We start from the raw sequence: 16,159 nt of genomic DNA, 5'->3' as shown, positions 1-16,159 counted from the left end.
GGAAGTGATTGTTATACTATTTGCATATTCGTTGGATCGTCTCGCTATGCAGGATCGACTTCCGGCAACAGACTTCATTTTGCATTCCAAAGTTCAGAGGTAGTCATGATTAAGAAAATCGGTGTGTTGACAAGCGGCGGTGATGCGCCGGGCATGAACGCAGCAATCCGTGGTGTGGTGCGTGCAGCACTGACGGAAGGACTGGAAGTCATGGGGGTTTATGATGGCTACCTGGGTCTGTACGAAGACCGCATGGTGCAACTTGACCGTTATAGCGTGTCCGACATGATTAACCGCGGTGGTACCTTCCTGGGTTCCGCTCGCTTCCCGGAGTTCCGTGACGAAAACGTCCGCGCCGTGGCTATCGAAAACCTGAAAAAACGTGGAATCGACGCGCTGGTGGTGATCGGCGGTGACGGTTCTTACCTGGGGGCGAAACGCCTGACTGAAATGGGCTTTCCGTGCATCGGTCTGCCTGGCACTATCGATAACGATATCAAAGGCACTGACTACACCATCGGTTACTTTACGGCGCTGGGCACCGTGGTTGAAGCGATTGACCGTCTGCGCGACACCTCGTCTTCTCACCAGCGTATCTCTATCGTTGAAGTGATGGGCCGTTACTGTGGCGACCTGACGCTGGCGGCGGCGATTGCCGGTGGCTGTGAGTTCGTTGTGGTACCGGAAGTGGAATTCAGCCGTGACGATCTGGTCGCTGAAATCAAAGCGGGCATCGCGAAGGGTAAGAAACACGCTATCGTGGCAATCACTGAGCACATGTGCGATGTCGACGAACTGGCGCATTACATTGAGAAAGAGACGGGCCGTGAAACCCGCTCGACCGTACTGGGCCACATCCAGCGCGGCGGTTCTCCAGTGCCTTACGACCGCATCCTGGCTTCCCGTATGGGTTCTTACGCCATTGAACTGCTGCTGGAAGGTCACGGTGGTCGTTGCGTCGGTATTCAGAACGAAAAACTGGTTCACCATGACATCATCGATGCTATCGAAAACATGAAGCGTCCGTTCAAAGGTGACTGGCTGGATTGCGCGAAGAAACTGTACTGATTCTTCTCTGCGCCTGATGGCACTACGCTTATCCGGCCTACAGATCGCAAAGACTTGTAGGCCGGATAAGGCGTCAGCCGCCATCCGGCATAAGCCCTTCATATATTCCCCCAAGTTATAGCCAATCTTTTTTTATTCTTTAATGTTTGGATGCCTTTCTGGCACGCTTTGCTCATCACAACACAACATAAGAGAGTTGGGCGATGAACAAATGGGGCGTGGGGTTAACCTTGCTGCTGGCATCCAGCGGCGTTCTGGCAAAGGATATTCAATTACTGAACGTGTCTTACGATCCAACACGTGAGCTGTACGAGCAGTACAACAAAGCCTTTAGCGCGCACTGGAAGCAAGAAACGGGCGATAACGTGGTGATTCGTCAGTCGCACGGCGGGTCAGGCAAACAGGCGACTTCGGTGATTAACGGCATTGAGGCGGATGTGGTGACGCTGGCGCTGGCCTATGATGTTGATGCGATTGCCGAGCGCGGCCGTATTGATAAAAACTGGATCAAGCGCTTGCCGGACAACTCTGCGCCTTACACTTCCACCATTGTGTTCCTGGTTCGCAAAGGTAACCCGAAGCAAATTCATGACTGGAACGATCTGGTTAAGCCCGGCGTTTCAGTGATCACCCCGAACCCGAAAAGCTCCGGCGGTGCACGCTGGAACTACCTGGCTGCCTGGGGCTATGCACTGCACCACAACAACAACGATCAGGCGAAAGCGCAGGACTTTGTGAAGGCACTGTTTAAGAATGTCGAAGTGCTGGATTCTGGCGCGCGCGGTTCGACCAATACCTTCGTGGAACGTGGCATCGGCGATGTACTGATCGCCTGGGAGAACGAAGCGCTGCTGGCGACCAATGAGTTGGGCAAAGATAAATTTGAAATCGTGACGCCGAGCGAATCCATTCTGGCTGAACCGACGGTTTCCGTCGTGGATAAAGTGACCGAGAAGAAAGGCACTCAGGCCGTGGCAGAAGCCTATCTGAAGTATCTCTACTCACCGGAAGGTCAGGAGATTGCGGCGAAAAACTACTACCGCCCACGTGATGCGGATGTGGCGAAGAAATACGAAAATGCGTTTCCGAAACTGAAGCTCTTCACCATTGATCAGGAGTTCGGCGGCTGGACGAAAGCGCAGAAAGAACACTTCTCGAATGGCGGAACGTTCGATCAGATCAGCAAGCGCTAAACGCGGAGCGCAGTAGAGGCCCGGGGCACTTGCCGCCGGGCTTTTTTATTTGTCATCATTTTGCGTTACTCTTGCAGGCCGTTGAGATACAGGGAACGCGTTATGAAAAAAACAGGCTGTGGACTACTGGCCGTTGTCGTTATTGTCGCAGCGGCAGGTTTTGGCTACTGGAAGCTGGCCGGAAACCCGGATGCGTTGCGTAAGATTGTCCTTGAGCAATGCCTGCCCAACCAGTTGCAGCATCAAAACCCTGCGCCATGTGCCGAAGTGAAGCCCGATGCCGGATATGTGGTCTTTAAAGATCGCAATGGCCCGCTGCAATATCTGTTGATGCCGACTTACCGCATTAACGGCACCGAGAGTCCGTTGCTGGTGGAACAATACACGCCGAATTTCTTCTGGCTGGCCTGGCAGGCGCGCGATTTCATGAGCCAGAAGTATGGCCAGGATATTCCGGACCGCGTCGTTTCGCTGGCAATCAATTCGCGCAGCGGACGGACGCAAAACCATTTCCACATCCATATCTCCTGCCTTCGTCCTGATGTCAGAGCGCAACTGGACGCTAACCAGGCCAAAATCAGCACCCGCTGGCTACCGTTGCCGGGCGGACTGCGTGGTCATGAATATCTCGCCCGTCGCGTGACGGAAAGCGAACTGGCGCAGCGCAGTCCGTTTATGATGCTGGCAGAAGAGGTGCCGGAAGCGCGCGAGCGAATGGGCAGCTATGCGCTGGCGCTGGCGCGTCAAAGCGATGACGCTTTTGTTCTGTTGGCGACGCAGCGCAACATGCTGGCGTTTAACCGGGCCTCGGCGGAAGAAATTCAGGATCACGACTGTAAGCTCCTGACTCAGCCCTGATCGCCATGCCGACGGTTGTCGGTGTTTTTTTGCACAATCTCCCACTTCAGGCCAGCGAAGATGTATCGTTGGTTAAAATAATGTGAATTCGATCAAAAGATATAAAGGTATACCTTTATATCTTTTATGATTCCATTACACTCCCTCATAACACCTGATCCTGGTTTTCTGGGTCATGCGTTAATCATAAAAGCTTTTATTTCACGTAGTTACGTCATCCTTTTTTCGACATTCTTGCGCTGAACGGCGCAAAAGGAATACCGATATGAAATTGTCTATCGTGGAAAAAATAGGTTTCGGCGCCGGGGATATGGCGATCAACGTAGTGATTATTGCCATGCAGCTACTGCTGGCATATTTCTACACGGATATTTACGGTTTACGGGCAGCAGATGTGGGGGTGCTGCTGGTGGTTGTGCGGATGATCGATGCCATTATCGATCCGGCAATGGGAATGCTGACCGACAAAGTGTCGACCCGCTGGGGACGCTATCGTCCATGGTTGTTATGGTTTGCCATTCCATTTGGCTTTGCCGTCTATCTGATGTTTATCACGCCGGATATGGCGTATACGGCGAAGCTGGCGTGGGCCTATTTCACTTACATCCTGATGACGCTGGTCTATACCGCGATCACCATCCCTTATATCTCTCTGATTGGCGTCATCACGGACGATCCGGGTGAGCGTCTGAGCGCCAACGGGTATCGTTTTGTGATGACCAAAATCGCCGCGTTTCTGGTGACGATTGTGGTTCCCATGCTGGCGGTCTGGCTGGGACAAGGCAATAAAGCGCTGGGTTATCAGCTCTCTATGGGCCTGATGGGGGCGATGGGCGCTGTGCTGTTTATCTTCTGCTTTATGACCACCCGCGAACGCAGCGAGCCTGAGTTGCCGTCACTGTCAGTCAAACAGCAGTTCGCGAATCTGCTGCGTAACGACCAGTGGCTGATTCTGGGCGTGGTGATTATGTTGCTGATGTGCGGCTACGTGATCCGCGGTTCGGTCGCCGCCTATTACGCCAAATATTATCTGAATGGCGGTGACAGCCTGATTTCACCGTTCCTGACCGTCGGCGTCGTGGCGTCTATTCTGGCGATGATTGCGACCACGTGGGTGACTAAGTTCTGGGACAAAATAAAAATGTTCCGCTACACCCAACTGATGACCTTCGCGCTGAGTATCGGCATGTATCTCTGCGTCGGGCAGCAGAACCTGATCCTCGCCTTTGTCTTTTACTTTCTCATCAACTTCTTTTGCGACATGCAAATGCCGGTGTTCTGGTCTTCCATCGCGGAGGCGGTCGATTACGGCGAGAAGAAAACCGGGCTGCGCGTTTCCGGACTGGCTTTCGGCGGCATTCTGTTCTTTCAGAAATTCGGGATGGGGATTGCCGGCGGCGTCCTTGGCTTCCTGCTGAGCCACTTCGGCTACCAGGCGGATGTCCAGCAGAGTGCAAGCTCGCTGACCGGCATTGCGCTGATGATGACGCTCATCCCTGCCATCTTCCATCTGGTGGTTGGCGTGGTGATGAAAAAGTATCTGATCAACAACGATTATTACCGCGATATCCAGAGTGAACTGGCGCAGCGTCAGGCGTGAGGAGGAGCAGATGAATCATCTCAAAAAAGTCTGGGTGATTGGCGATGCGTCCGTGGATCTGGTGCCGGAAGGCGCGGACACCTACCTGAAATGTCCGGGTGGCGCATCGGCTAACGTCGCCGTTTGCATCGCGCGACTGGGTGGCGACTGTGAATTTATCGGCTGTCTTGGGGAGGATGACGCCGGACGTTTCCTCCGCCAGACGCTGGCGGAAAACGGGGTAGGCGTGGGTTCGTTGCGCCTCGACCCACAGCAAACCAGCGCGGTACTGATCGTCAATCTGACGCCAGAAGGCGAGCGCAGTTTTACCTATCTGGTACATCCCGGCGCGGACACTTTTGTCTCGGTGCAGGATTTACCGACCTTCAGCGCCAACGAGTGGTTTTACTTCAGCTCGATTGGCCTGACCGACAGTCCGGCGCGTGAGGCGTGTCTGGAAGGCGCCAGACGCATGAAGGCGGCGGGAGGGCACGTCATGTTCGACGTCAACCTGCGCGTCAGCATGTGGCGGGATACCCATGAAATCGCCCCCTTACTTGCACAATCTATTGCGCTGGCCTCTATCTGCAAGGTCTCTGCGGATGAGCTGTGTTGGCTGGGTAAGGTCGAACGCTGGCAGGACGCACGCTATCTGATGCGTGAACTTGGCTGTGAAACCACCGTTATCTCACTGGGCGATGCTGGGGCGTACCTGGTGACGCCAGAGGGCGAATGCGCGTTCCCGGCCGCGAAAATTTCCGTGGTGGACACCACCGGAGCGGGCGATGCGTTTGTCGGCGGGCTGCTTTATACCCTTTCACAGGCCGCTTCCTGGGACAGTCACTTGCTGGCGCAGGCGATCGGTACCGCCAACGCCTGCGGCGCGATGGTGGTCACGGCAAAAGGGGCGATGACCGCGCTGCCTTACCCTGAACAGCTCGCGGCTTTTCGCGCCAGCCATCCACTGGAACAAATATGCTAAACCGTTAAGGAGTCATTCATGCACGTTGAAATTAACAAAATACTGGGCTGCCTGATTGGCGCCGCTGCGGCGGACGCGATGGGCGCGGCGACCGAAGTGCGTACTCAGCAACAAATTCGCGAATACTTCGGTGGTTGGGTAACCGGTTTTGAGAAACCGCCCGCCGATACGTTTGGTCGCTGTAATGAAGCCGGAATGTGTACCGATGACTTTATTCAGGCGAAGTACATCATGGACGCCCTGCTACAGCACCATCGTCAGGTGAGTGATGAGGCAATGCGTGAAGCCTTCCAGCGCTGGCTGGCCTATCCGTACTACGCCAATTTTACCGGGCCAACCACCCGGGCCGCGATGAAAGCCATCTTTAACGATAATCGCGTATCCCTGCAGGGGGAACTGGAAGGCGAGAAGCAGTCGGTACAGATTATCAATAAGGGGAATGCGGAAGCCACCAACGGCGCGGCAATGAAGATTTGGCCTGCCGCTGTATTGCATCCTGGCGACATAGAAAAAGCGATTCAGACTGCGCTGGATATCTGCCGCTTTACCCACAATAACGTACTGGCGATGTCTGGCGCAGCGGCGATGGCGGCGGCAACCAGCGAGGCGCTACAGTCTGTCGCGAGTGCGGAAAGCATCATTGCGGCCGGGATTTACGGCGCGGACCGGGGCTATGCGCTGGCGGCAGAACAGGGTGCGATGATGGTTGCCGGGCCGTCGGTGGCGCGTCGTATTGAACTGGCGGTGGCGATCGGCAAGCGGCACGCCCACTGGGAGACGGCGATTGTCGAGATTGCCGATATCATCGGGTCCGGGCTGCACGTCAGCGAGGCGGTTCCGGCAGCGTTTGGTCTGTTCGCGTGTTGTCCGGATTCGGCCGTTGATGCTATCATTTCCGCCGTTAATATCGGCAATGACACCGATACCGTCGCCACCATGGTTGGGGCACTCTCCGGCGCCTGGCACGGTGCTGATGCTTTTCCTGCCGACTATTTAACTACCGTTAATCGTATGAATCATTTCGATTTGGCTGAACTCGCCAGACAGATTAAAGGGTAGCGCGCTGCCCTGCGGGGGCGGCGACAACCGTCCCCGACTGGCAGACTTTCGAGGTAAATGGCTTGCAGGTTGATAAAACGAGTTTCACTCCGCTGTATAAGCAGTTGTTTTATATCATCTGCCAGCAGATCCAGAACGGCACTCTGCCGCTGGGGAGTCAGTTGCCAACGCAAAAAGCGATCGCGCAAACCTATAATGTGTCGCTGATCGTCGTGAAACAGGCGTGGAGTGAGTTGATCAACGCCGGTGTGATCACCTCTCAGCGCGGAAGTGGTTCTGTGGTGAGCGCGGTGCCGGAAGGCGTCAGCTATGGTCATACCTTTCGCGGGATCACCAGCGACCTGCGTGATGCCAGCGTGGCGGTTGAGAACCGCATTCTGGAGATCGCCACACGCCGGGCGCGTGACGCGCAGGAAGATGGTTTAAGTCTGCCGGCCCATCATCACTATCTCTATATTTCTCGGGTGCGATACCTGAACGAGCGCCCGTTTAACCACGAGAAAATTTATCTCGATCTCTCCTTTTTTCCGGGCCTCACGCTGACGGCCGATGAACTGGCCCATACCTCGCTTTATCACCTGTTGAATGTGAAAAGCGATTCGGCGATCGAAAAGGTCGATGCCATTTTGCCCGGTCCCGATCTTTGTGAGAAGTTGCAGATCGCTGAGAACAAACCGCTTCTTTCTGTGGCGCGCCAGACGTTTATGGCGGGGGAAGCGCATCCCTTTGAGTATTGCCGCTACTATGTGCTGTCTGACTACTTCGGCGAAATCCATTATCACTGACCCTCTGCTTTTTTAGGGGGAGACGCGCGTTTACAGAAGGGGGATGCCCCCGTATTCTTGTTGAAAAAAACAACAGGAGACAGGCATGTCGCTCTGGTTTTCACACCCTCTGTTTCTGCCCTCGCTGGTGGTGATTGTCACCATCCTGCTCTGGGCAACTTCGCTATTGCCGGAATTTATCACCGCGCTGCTGTTCTTCACGGTGGCGATGGTGGCGAAAATCGCCCCACCAGATGTCATCTTTGGCGGCTTTGCCTCCTCGGCGTTCTGGCTGGTATTCAGCGGCTTTGTGCTGGGCGTGGCGATCCGCAAAACCGGACTGGCGGACAGGGCGGCAAGAGCGCTGTCATCACGGCTGACGGAATCCTGGCCGCTGATGGTCTCAAGCGTGGTGCTGCTGAGCTATGCGCTGGCGTTTGTGATGCCCTCCAATATGGGGCGTATCGCACTGCTGATGCCCGTCGTTGCGGCGATGGCGAAGCGTGCCGGGATCCTCGATGGCACTCGTGCGTGGTATGGACTGGCGCTTGCTGTGGGTTTTGGCACTTTTCAGCTTTCCGCCACCATTCTGCCCGCCAACGTGCCGAATCTCGTGATGAGCGGGGCGGCGGAGGGGTCGTACGGCATCCACCTCAACTATCTGCCTTACCTGCTGCTGCATACGCCGGTATTAGGCTGGCTGAAAGGCGGGCTGTTGATTGCGCTGATCTGCTGGCTGTTTCCCGGAAAACCCCATGCGCCCCGTGAATTCTCACCACCGGAGCCGATGAGCCGCGACGAAAAACGGCTGGCCTGGATGCTGGCAGTCGTGCTGGTGATGTGGGTCAGCGAAAGCTGGCATGGCATTGGCCCGGCGTGGACCGGACTGGCGGCAGCGGTCATCACCCTGTTACCGCGCGTCGGGTTCATCAACGGAGAGGAGTTTTCCACGGGAGTAAACATCCGTACCTGCATTTATGTTGCCGGTATTCTTGGCCTGGCGAGCGTTGTGACGCAAACCGGTATTGGCAGTGCTGTCGGTGAAGCGCTGCTGCATGTGATGCCGCTGGATCCGGAGAAACCGTTCACCAGTTTCCTCGCCCTGACCGGCATCACCACCGCGCTTAACTTCATTATGACCGCCAACGGCGTTCCGGCGCTGTATACCACCCTGGCGCAGAGCTTTTCTGAGGCCACGCAGTTTCCGCTGCTGTCGGTGATTATGATTCAGGTGCTCGGCTATTCAACGCCGCTGCTGCCGTATCAGGCATCGCCTATTGTGGTGGCGATGGCGTTGGGCAGGGTGCCGGCGAGAGCCGGGATGCTACTGTGTCTGGTGCTGGCGGTGATGACTTATCTGGTCCTGCTGCCACTGGACTATGCATGGTTTAATCTATTAGGAAAATTGTAGTGTTAATTGCCTGATTATTTTAGTTTTGTGAGAGGGTGGTGAGTTTTACCTGCACGAATGACGGTTAATACTGAAACGCATACTTATGCGCAGGATACTCAAGGATTGATCCATGGATAGATTGACCCCCATTCGCGGTTGGCCCGCCATCATCTCGATTGTTATCACACTGACCATCTGGTTTATCATCCCTTGTCCGGCGGACGTGACGCCACAGGCGTGGCATCTGCTGGCGCTGTTTATCGGCACGATTGCGGCCATTATTGGTAAAGCGATGCCCATCGGGGCGATTGCTGTTGTGGCGATCATGCTGGTGGCGATGACCGGCGTGACGAATCCCGGTAAGCCTGCGGCAGCGCTTAACGATGCGCTGAGCGGCTTTTCTAACCAACTGATCTGGTTGATCGGTTTATCGATCATGCTGTCGCAAAGCTTGCTGAAAACAGGACTTGGGGCGCGTATCGGCTACGGATTTATTGCGTTGTTTGGTAAGCGAACCTTAGGTATCGCATGGGCATTAACCCTCGCGGAAACGCTGATTGCCCCCGTCACCCCAAGTAACACGGCGCGCGGCGGCGGCATTATCCACCCGGTGATGCGCGCCATCGCCGACAGCCTTGGGTCGCAGCCTGGTAATAGTGAAAATGGCTCAACGGGGCGCTATCTGGCGCTGGTGAATTACAACATTAATCCGATCAGTTCGGCGATGTTCATCACCGCAACGGCGCCTAACCCTCTCATTGTCACCTTTTTGTCCCAGGGAACGGATGGGGTATTGAACATGACCTGGGGGATGTGGGCCATTGCGGCGCTTCTTCCTGCGGTAGTCTCGTTGCTGGCGATGCCCATCGTCATCTGGTGGCTCTATCCACCTGCCATTACCCGCACGCCCAATGCGCCGCAGTTCGCCCGGCAAAAACTGGATCTTCTCGGCCCGCTGTCGCTGGCGGAAAAAATCACGCTGGCGGTGTTCATTTTACTGCTCTGCCTGTGGGCTGGCGTTCCTGCGATGATCATGGGCAGCGGCTGGACCGTTAACCCCACCAGCGCAGCGCTGATCGGCTTATCGATTCTGTTGGTGACGGGGGTATTACACTGGGAGGATATCCTTAAGTGCCGCGGCGCCTGGGATACCATTGTCTGGTTTGCCGCGCTGGTGATGATGGCGGATTTCCTCAGCAAACTGGGTCTGGTCGGCTGGCTGGCGACCAGTGTGGGGACGGCAATCAATCATCTTGGCGTCCACTGGAGTATTGCGACACTGCTGTTGATCCTGCTTTACGTCTATTCTCACTACTTTTTCGCCAGCACCACGGCGCATATCACGGCCATGTTCTCCGCCTTCTTCATCGCGGGGTTAGGTCTGGGCGCGCCACCGGCCCTGCTGGGGCTGATGCTCGGTTTCTCTTCCTCATTGATGATGTCGCTCACCCACTATGGTACGGGCACTGCGCCGATTATTTTTGGATCTGGCTACGCCACGCTGGCGGAATGGTGGAAGACGGGGCTGGTGATGAGTGTGGTGAACCTGACTATCTGGGCGGTGACCGGGGCTTTCTGGTGGCGCTGGCTGGGATACTGGTAATACGGAGATCAGTCGGGGGAGAGGTTCCCCCGACTGCACAACTTAAGCCTGTTTTGCCGCTTCAGCTGCTTTGACGATCACAGCGAAAGCGTCAGCTTTCAGAGAAGCACCGCCAACCAGCGCGCCGTCGATGTCCGGCTGAGTGAACAGTTCTGCCGCATTGGCTGCGTTTACGGAACCGCCGTACTGGATGATGACCTGCTCAGCAATTTTCGCGTCCGCTTTGGCAATGTGGTCACGGATAAATTTGTGAACGGCCTGTGCCTGCGCTGGCGTTGCGGATTTGCCGGTGCCGATTGCCCAAACCGGTTCGTAAGCGATAACCACGCCTTCGAATGCCGCAGCGCCCTGTGTTTTCAGCACGGCGTCGATCTGACGCGCGCACACTTCTTCTGTTTTGCCCGCTTCGTTTTCAGCTTCGGTTTCACCGATGCACAGAACCGGAGTCAGACCCTGCTCTTTCAGCACGGCGAATTTTTTCGCGATCAGTTCGTCAGACTCTTTGTGGTAAGTACGACGCTCAGAGTGGCCAATGATGATGTACTGTGCGCCGATGTCTTTCAGCATTTCAGCGCTTGTTTCACCGGTAAATGCGCCGGACAGGTTCAGGTCAACGTTCTGTGCGCCCAGGAGGATGTGGCTACCGGCCGCAGCGTGTTTTGCCAGATCGATATACATTTCCGGCGGCGCGATCGCTACCGCACAGCCAGCGACGCCAGCCAGCTCTGTACGCAGGTTAGCAACCAGTTCGTTTACCATGTGGCGGCTGCCGTTCAGTTTCCAGTTACCCATCACTAAAGGATGTCGCATTTCTATTCTCCACGCTTTGTCAGCGAATTAAGGAAGATGGCCGCCCCTCAGGGCAGCATGGTCTGTGAAACAGTATAGAGATCACTCCCCGGAAAGGCTTTGCTTTTTATCATCAATTGGACCTGTCCAGGTTTTCAGATAACGCCAGCTTAATCGGTTCAACCGCGAAGGTCAGCCCCTTTTCGCCGTTATCTGCGACAACATAGCGAATTGCGCCTTCGGTCTCCGCGTAATAGCGCTTATTTTTCCCCGACGTAAGCAGCTTTTGCAGCTTTTTCTGGCTCTGCTCTTTGGTCAGCAAGGGGGCGACCGTACGGATCACTGCCGCCATATATTCCAGCGCTTTGGCTTTCGCCGCTTTCTGTTCTGGCCCCTGAATCGGCAGCCAGGTTATCTGCATGCTCTTGATCTTCAGCGTTCCGCGCTCAAGAGCGGTCGAGGCGTACAGGTTTTCATTAATTTTGCTGGCCGCACGGGTGAGGTTGGCCTTGTCGCGACTACTGTCGATGGCGCGGAATTCATTTAAGGTAAGCTTCGGATTTTGCGTATTAAAGTTTTCGCGAAACTGGCTGATGGAAAGGTCAAACGTGGGAGCGCCAGCGAGTAAATACGGCGCGGTGGTGGCCGCCAATGGCTCAACCGCCAGCGCCGGAGGGCTGGAGAGCATCGCAGAAAACAATAATAAAAACAGTGAACATCCTGGCTTCATCAATCTTACCTTTCGTTATGACTGTTCACGATTAAAACGATAACCGTCTGGCTTGTCAAAAGGGTAAACTGTCGAAGATAGTCATTTTAAAGGAACAGACATGACCCTACAGCAGTGGTTATTCTCATTTAAAGGGCGTATTGGACGCCGTGATTTCTGGATCTGGATTGCGCTGTGGATTGTCAGCATGGTGGTTCTGTTTTCGCTTGAGAGTCAAAAATTACTCCCCGATCAGATTGCTCCCTTTGCCCTGGTGTGTCTGCTCTGGCCGACGGCGGCGGTTACGGTGAAACGTCTGCACGATCGTGGGCGTTCGGGGTTGTGGGCATTATTGATTATTCTTGCCTGGATGCTGTTAGCCGGCAACTGGGCGATTTTGCCGGGGATGTGGCAATGGGTAGTCGGACGCTTTGTACCGACGCTGATCCTCATCATGACCCTTATCGACCTGGGGGCGTTTGTTGGTACCCAGGGCGAAAATAAATACGGTAAAGACACGCAGGATGTCGCGTTTAAATCAGCGCCCTGAACCGCACGCCGGATGCGCTTCGCTTGCCCGGCCTACGGTAGGCCGGTTAAGGCAGAACGTTCATCCGACACCGTATTACCAGTAGTGTTCTGCGGTCATATGACCAGGTCGGCGGCGCAAATGTTTGGTCATCTGCCGGGTCTCTTTCAGCAACTGCTGCGTGTCGCGAACCATTTGCGGATTTCCACACAGCATCACATGGCTGCTCTCTTTATCCATCGGTAAGCCTACCGCTTTTTCCAGTTCGCCACTTTCAATCAGTGCCGGAACGCGGCCGGTCAGTGAACCTGCGACGGTCTCCCGGCTCACCACCGTCTGGATCCGCAGTTTGCCTTCGTAGCGCTTTTGCAGCGCCTGCATTAGCGGCAGGTAGCTTAAATCGGCGGCGTAGCGCGCAGCATGGACCAGCACCAGATTTTTGAAACGTTCGAGATCTTTACCCAGTTGCAGAATCGATAAATAGGGACCGATGGCGGTGCCGGTTGCCAGCATCCACAGCGTGTCACAATCCGGTACTTCGTCGAGCACAAAGAAGCCGGCGGCTTCGCTCACCACCTGTACTTCATCGCCGGGCTTGAGTGCCGCCAGACGTGGGCTTAGCTTACCGTCAGGCACGGTAACCAGGTAAAACTCCAGATCGGGATTATCAGGGGCATTCACATACGAGTAAGCGCGTTGAACGCGCTCGCCGTCAATCTCAAGACCGAGCTTGGTAAATTGACCTGCGGTAAAGGGATGAACGGGGGCGTGAACGGTCAGACTAAACAGGGCATCGGTCCAGTTCTGTACCTTTGTGACTTTGCCTGTTACCCAATCTGCCATGGTTTTCTCCTGTACTGGTCTCGTTCCCTTATCTTCGTTCGTTGGCGGAAAGATTTCCAGCCCGGAGGGGCTGGAAGGCTCGAACGAACAAATCAATTACAGGATGTGCGCCTGCACGTCCGGGTCTTTGCGATCGAGGTAGTGAATCGACTGAATGCGGCGGATGGTGCGTGACTTACCGCGGATTAGCAGCGTTTCGGTGGTCGCGATATTACCTTTACGGCTGATCCCTTCCAGCAGATCGCCTTTAGTGATGCCGGTTGCGGAGAAGATGACATTGTCGCTGCGCGCCATTTCATCCAGACGCAGCGCTTTACCGGCCTCGATGCCCATTGCCTGACAGCGTGCGAGCTCCTGTTCGCCGATGCGTCGGTTCTCTTCGCTGTCGCCTTTGACATCATGACGTGCCAGCAGGCGGCCCTGCATGTCGCCATCCAGCGCGCGGATCACCGCAGCGGACACCACGCCTTCCGGCGCACCGCCAATCCCGTACAGCACATCCACTTCGCTGTCCGGCATACAGGTCAGGATGGACGCGGCAACGTCGCCATCAGGAATCGCGAATACGCGTACGCCAAGCGTCGCCATCTTTGCGATCACGTCATCATGGCGCGGTTTCGCCAGAATCGTCACCGTCAGTTCGCTCAGCGGTTTGCCCAACGCGTCGGCGATATTGCGCAGGTTTTCTTCCAGCGGCAGATTGAGATCGATGCTGCCTTTTGCGCCTGGTCCGACAATCAGCTTTTCCATGTACATGTCAGGCGCGTTCAGGAAGCAGCCCTTGTCACCAACGGCCAGAACGGCCAACGCGTTGGCCTGGCCCATCGCCGTCATTCGTGTGCCTTCAATGGGGTCGACGGCAATATCCACCGCGTCGCCGCGACCGGTACCGACTTTCTCACCGATGTAAAGCATCGGCGCTTCGTCGATCTCGCCTTCCCCGATCACGATGGTCCCGTCAATGTTGACCTGGTTTAGCATTATGCGCATGGCGTTAACCGCCGCGCCGTCGGCGGTGTTTTTATCACCACGTCCTAACCATTTGTAGCCAGCCAGCGCCGCCGCTTCGGTTACGCGGGAAAATTCGATGGCAAGTTCTCGTCTCATAGCAAACTCGTAGCAGAAAGGAATGGCGCGAAGTGTAGCACAGGGGAGAGGAGGGAATTATTGATATCAGAGGGGGAGTGTGCGGGGTTGTTCCCGCACCCGTAATACAATTCGTAGGCCGGATAAGACGCTTTCGCGTCGTTATCCGGCAATTCACGATTACTCTTCGTGGTCTTCCCACGCCAGCGCGCGTTTGACCGCTTTCTTCCAGCCGCTGTAACGGTAGTTACGCTCGGTGGTTTCGATGCCAGGACGGAATTCACGTTCGATGACCGCTTTCTCCTGTAGTTCATCAAGGTTCTGCCAGAAACCGACCGCCAGACCGGCCAGGTAGGCCGCACCTAACGCCGTTACTTCACGCACTTCCGGACGTTCAACGCGCGTGCCGAGAATGTCAGACTGGAACTGCATCAGGAAGTTGTTGGCGACCGCGCCGCCGTCCACGCGCAGGGCGTGCAGGCGAATACCGGAGTCTGCTTGCATTGCTTCCAGTACGTCGCGAGTCTGGTAAGCGATAGATTCCAGCGTTGCACGGATGATGTGGTTGGAGTTCACACCACGGGTCAAACCGAAGATCGCGCCACGCGCATACGGGTCCCAGTACGGCGCGCCCAGGCCGGTAAAGGCCGGCACGACGTACACGCCGTTGGTGTCCTTCACTTTGGTCGCGAAATACTCGGAATCGAAGGCGTCGCTGATGAGCTTCATTTCATCACGCAGCCACTGAATGGAGGCGCCCGCCATAAACACGGCACCTTCCAGCGCATAATTCACTTCCCCGGTCGGGCCGCAGGCGATGGTGGTCAACAGGCCGTTTTCAGACTTCACCGCTTTCTCACCAGTGTTCATCAGCATAAAGCAGCCGGTGCCGTAGGTGTTTTTCGCCATCCCTTCCTTCACGCACAGCTGGCCGAACAGCGCCGCCTGCTGGTCACCGGCGATGCCGGAGATCGGAATACGCGTGCCGCCTTTACCGCCGATGTTGGTCTGACCGTAGACCTCGGAAGAACGACGCACTTCCGGCAGCATGGCGCGTGGAATATCCAGCGCATCCAGCATCTTGTCGTCCCAGTCCAGCGTGTGGATGTTGAACAGCATGGTACGTGAGGCGTTGGTGTAATCCGTTACGTGTACGCGTCCCTGGGTCATTTTCCAGATAAGCCAGGTGTCAACGGTTCCGAACAACAGTTCGCCGCGACGTGCGCGCTCACGAGAGCCTTCGACGTGGTCGAGGATCCACTTCACCTTGGTGCCGGAAAAATACGGGTCAATGACCAGACCGGTGTTATTGCGGATGTACTCTTCCATGCCATCGCGCTTCAGGCGTTCGCAGATATCCGCGGTACGACGGCACTGCCAGACAATCGCGTTATAGATAGGTTTACCGGTCTCACGTTCCCAGACGATGGTCGTTTCACGCTGGTTAGTAATCCCGATAGCTGCAATCTGATCGGAACTGATGTCCGCTTTCGCCAGGACTTCCACCAGAGTAGAGCTCTGCGTTGCCCAGATTTCCATCGGGTCGTGTTCTACCCAGCCTGCTTTCGGGTAGATCTGCTCAAATTCGCGCTGTGAGACGCTTACGATATTGGCATCATGATCCATCACGACGGCGCGGGAGCTGGTGGTTCCCTGGTCGAGCGCAACGATATATTTTTTCTCAGTCATAATTATTTGTCCCGT

The 16,159-nt window shown here is 55.6% G+C and carries 15 protein-coding genes; 10 read left to right on the top strand and 5 right to left on the bottom strand.

Annotation, left to right across the window (positions count from 1 at the left end; genetic code table 11):
- The first annotated feature begins 105 nt into the window (after positions 1 to 105).
- From pfkA to WM46_RS18465, 9 genes are all read left to right on the top strand, one after another.
- Positions 106 to 1,068, top strand: coding sequence for a 6-phosphofructokinase (gene pfkA / locus WM46_RS18505; RefSeq protein WP_061075678.1), 963 nt, complete (start codon positions 106 to 108; stop codon positions 1,066 to 1,068).
- 203 nt (positions 1,069 to 1,271) lie between these two features.
- Complete coding sequence (gene sbp / locus WM46_RS18500) at positions 1,272 to 2,261, top strand: sulfate/thiosulfate ABC transporter substrate-binding protein Sbp (protein ID WP_102602997.1); 990 nt, start codon at positions 1,272 to 1,274, stop codon at positions 2,259 to 2,261.
- Between the two features lie 102 nt (positions 2,262 to 2,363).
- Positions 2,364 to 3,119, top strand: a complete 756-nt coding sequence (locus WM46_RS18495; protein ID WP_061075676.1) for a CDP-diacylglycerol diphosphatase — start codon at positions 2,364 to 2,366, stop codon at positions 3,117 to 3,119.
- 265 nt (positions 3,120 to 3,384) lie between these two features.
- Complete coding sequence (locus WM46_RS18490) at positions 3,385 to 4,719, top strand: MFS transporter (protein WP_042325550.1); 1,335 nt, start codon at positions 3,385 to 3,387, stop codon at positions 4,717 to 4,719.
- 10 nt (positions 4,720 to 4,729) lie between these two features.
- On the top strand, positions 4,730 to 5,680 hold the full coding sequence (locus tag WM46_RS18485; protein WP_102602996.1) for an aminoimidazole riboside kinase: 951 nt from the start codon (positions 4,730 to 4,732) through the stop codon (positions 5,678 to 5,680).
- 18 nt (positions 5,681 to 5,698) lie between these two features.
- The gene (locus WM46_RS18480; RefSeq protein ID WP_044328837.1) at positions 5,699 to 6,739 is read left to right on the top strand and encodes an ADP-ribosylglycohydrolase family protein; all 1,041 of its coding nucleotides are present in this window, start codon (positions 5,699 to 5,701) and stop codon (positions 6,737 to 6,739) included.
- 62 nt (positions 6,740 to 6,801) lie between these two features.
- On the top strand, positions 6,802 to 7,524 hold the full coding sequence (locus WM46_RS18475) for a GntR family transcriptional regulator (protein ID WP_061075674.1): 723 nt from the start codon (positions 6,802 to 6,804) through the stop codon (positions 7,522 to 7,524).
- Positions 7,525 to 7,609: 85 nt separating this feature from the next.
- Positions 7,610 to 8,914, top strand: a complete 1,305-nt coding sequence (locus tag WM46_RS18470; RefSeq protein WP_102602995.1) for an SLC13 family permease — start codon at positions 7,610 to 7,612, stop codon at positions 8,912 to 8,914.
- Positions 8,915 to 9,026: 112 nt separating this feature from the next.
- The gene (locus WM46_RS18465; RefSeq protein ID WP_102602994.1) at positions 9,027 to 10,499 is read left to right on the top strand and encodes a DASS family sodium-coupled anion symporter; all 1,473 of its coding nucleotides are present in this window, start codon (positions 9,027 to 9,029) and stop codon (positions 10,497 to 10,499) included.
- Between the two features lie 42 nt (positions 10,500 to 10,541).
- On the opposite strand, the gene tpiA is transcribed toward WM46_RS18465, so the two are convergent.
- Together tpiA and WM46_RS18455 are read right to left on the bottom strand one after the other, a co-directional pair.
- Positions 10,542 to 11,309: a triose-phosphate isomerase gene (tpiA, locus tag WM46_RS18460; protein WP_061075671.1), complete on the bottom strand. Its 768-nt coding sequence runs from the start codon at positions 11,307 to 11,309 to the stop codon at positions 10,542 to 10,544.
- Positions 11,310 to 11,421: 112 nt separating this feature from the next.
- A complete protein-coding gene (locus WM46_RS18455) occupies positions 11,422 to 12,018 on the bottom strand; it encodes a YiiQ family protein (protein WP_102602993.1) in 597 nt (198 codons plus the stop codon).
- 100 nt (positions 12,019 to 12,118) lie between these two features.
- Between WM46_RS18455 and WM46_RS18450 the strand changes: the two genes are divergently transcribed.
- Positions 12,119 to 12,547: a DUF805 domain-containing protein gene (locus tag WM46_RS18450; protein ID WP_061075669.1), complete on the top strand. Its 429-nt coding sequence runs from the start codon at positions 12,119 to 12,121 to the stop codon at positions 12,545 to 12,547.
- A 75-nt stretch (positions 12,548 to 12,622) separates the two neighbouring features.
- Here the strand turns inward: WM46_RS18450 and fpr are convergent, their stop codons facing one another.
- From fpr to glpK, 3 genes are all read right to left on the bottom strand, one after another.
- On the bottom strand, positions 12,623 to 13,369 hold the full coding sequence (gene fpr / locus WM46_RS18445; RefSeq protein ID WP_102602992.1) for a ferredoxin--NADP(+) reductase: 747 nt from the start codon (positions 13,367 to 13,369) through the stop codon (positions 12,623 to 12,625).
- A 96-nt stretch (positions 13,370 to 13,465) separates the two neighbouring features.
- Positions 13,466 to 14,476, bottom strand: a complete 1,011-nt coding sequence (gene glpX, locus WM46_RS18440; RefSeq protein WP_061075667.1) for a class II fructose-bisphosphatase — start codon at positions 14,474 to 14,476, stop codon at positions 13,466 to 13,468.
- A gap of 159 nt (positions 14,477 to 14,635) precedes the next feature.
- The gene (gene glpK / locus WM46_RS18435) at positions 14,636 to 16,144 is read right to left on the bottom strand and encodes a glycerol kinase GlpK (RefSeq protein ID WP_042325572.1); all 1,509 of its coding nucleotides are present in this window, start codon (positions 16,142 to 16,144) and stop codon (positions 14,636 to 14,638) included.
- Positions 16,145 to 16,159 lie beyond the last annotated feature (15 nt).

This window comes from Citrobacter freundii complex sp. CFNIH2 (genome assembly GCF_002880615.1).
Taxonomy (GTDB): Bacteria; Pseudomonadota; Gammaproteobacteria; order Enterobacterales; family Enterobacteriaceae; genus Citrobacter_A; species Citrobacter_A amalonaticus_F.
The sequence above is the reverse complement of the archived record's forward strand: the minus strand, read 5'-3'. Positions and strand labels throughout refer to the sequence as shown.

Coding starts and splice junctions, on each gene's coding strand:
- glpK (WP_042325572.1), bottom strand. CDS start 16,144: ATGACTGAGAAAAAATATATCGTTGCGCTCGACCAGGGAACCACCAGC.
- tpiA (WP_061075671.1), bottom strand. CDS start 11,309: ATGCGACATCCTTTAGTGATGGGTAACTGGAAACTGAACGGCAGCCGC.
- WM46_RS18455 (WP_102602993.1), bottom strand. CDS start 12,018: ATGAAGCCAGGATGTTCACTGTTTTTATTATTGTTTTCTGCGATGCTC.
- pfkA (WP_061075678.1), top strand. CDS start 106: ATGATTAAGAAAATCGGTGTGTTGACAAGCGGCGGTGATGCGCCGGGC.
- WM46_RS18450 (WP_061075669.1), top strand. CDS start 12,119: ATGACCCTACAGCAGTGGTTATTCTCATTTAAAGGGCGTATTGGACGC.
- fpr (WP_102602992.1), bottom strand. CDS start 13,369: ATGGCAGATTGGGTAACAGGCAAAGTCACAAAGGTACAGAACTGGACC.
- WM46_RS18480 (WP_044328837.1), top strand. CDS start 5,699: ATGCACGTTGAAATTAACAAAATACTGGGCTGCCTGATTGGCGCCGCT.
- WM46_RS18465 (WP_102602994.1), top strand. CDS start 9,027: ATGGATAGATTGACCCCCATTCGCGGTTGGCCCGCCATCATCTCGATT.
- glpX (WP_061075667.1), bottom strand. CDS start 14,476: ATGAGACGAGAACTTGCCATCGAATTTTCCCGCGTAACCGAAGCGGCG.
- WM46_RS18485 (WP_102602996.1), top strand. CDS start 4,730: ATGAATCATCTCAAAAAAGTCTGGGTGATTGGCGATGCGTCCGTGGAT.
- WM46_RS18470 (WP_102602995.1), top strand. CDS start 7,610: ATGTCGCTCTGGTTTTCACACCCTCTGTTTCTGCCCTCGCTGGTGGTG.
- WM46_RS18495 (WP_061075676.1), top strand. CDS start 2,364: ATGAAAAAAACAGGCTGTGGACTACTGGCCGTTGTCGTTATTGTCGCA.
- WM46_RS18490 (WP_042325550.1), top strand. CDS start 3,385: ATGAAATTGTCTATCGTGGAAAAAATAGGTTTCGGCGCCGGGGATATG.
- sbp (WP_102602997.1), top strand. CDS start 1,272: ATGAACAAATGGGGCGTGGGGTTAACCTTGCTGCTGGCATCCAGCGGC.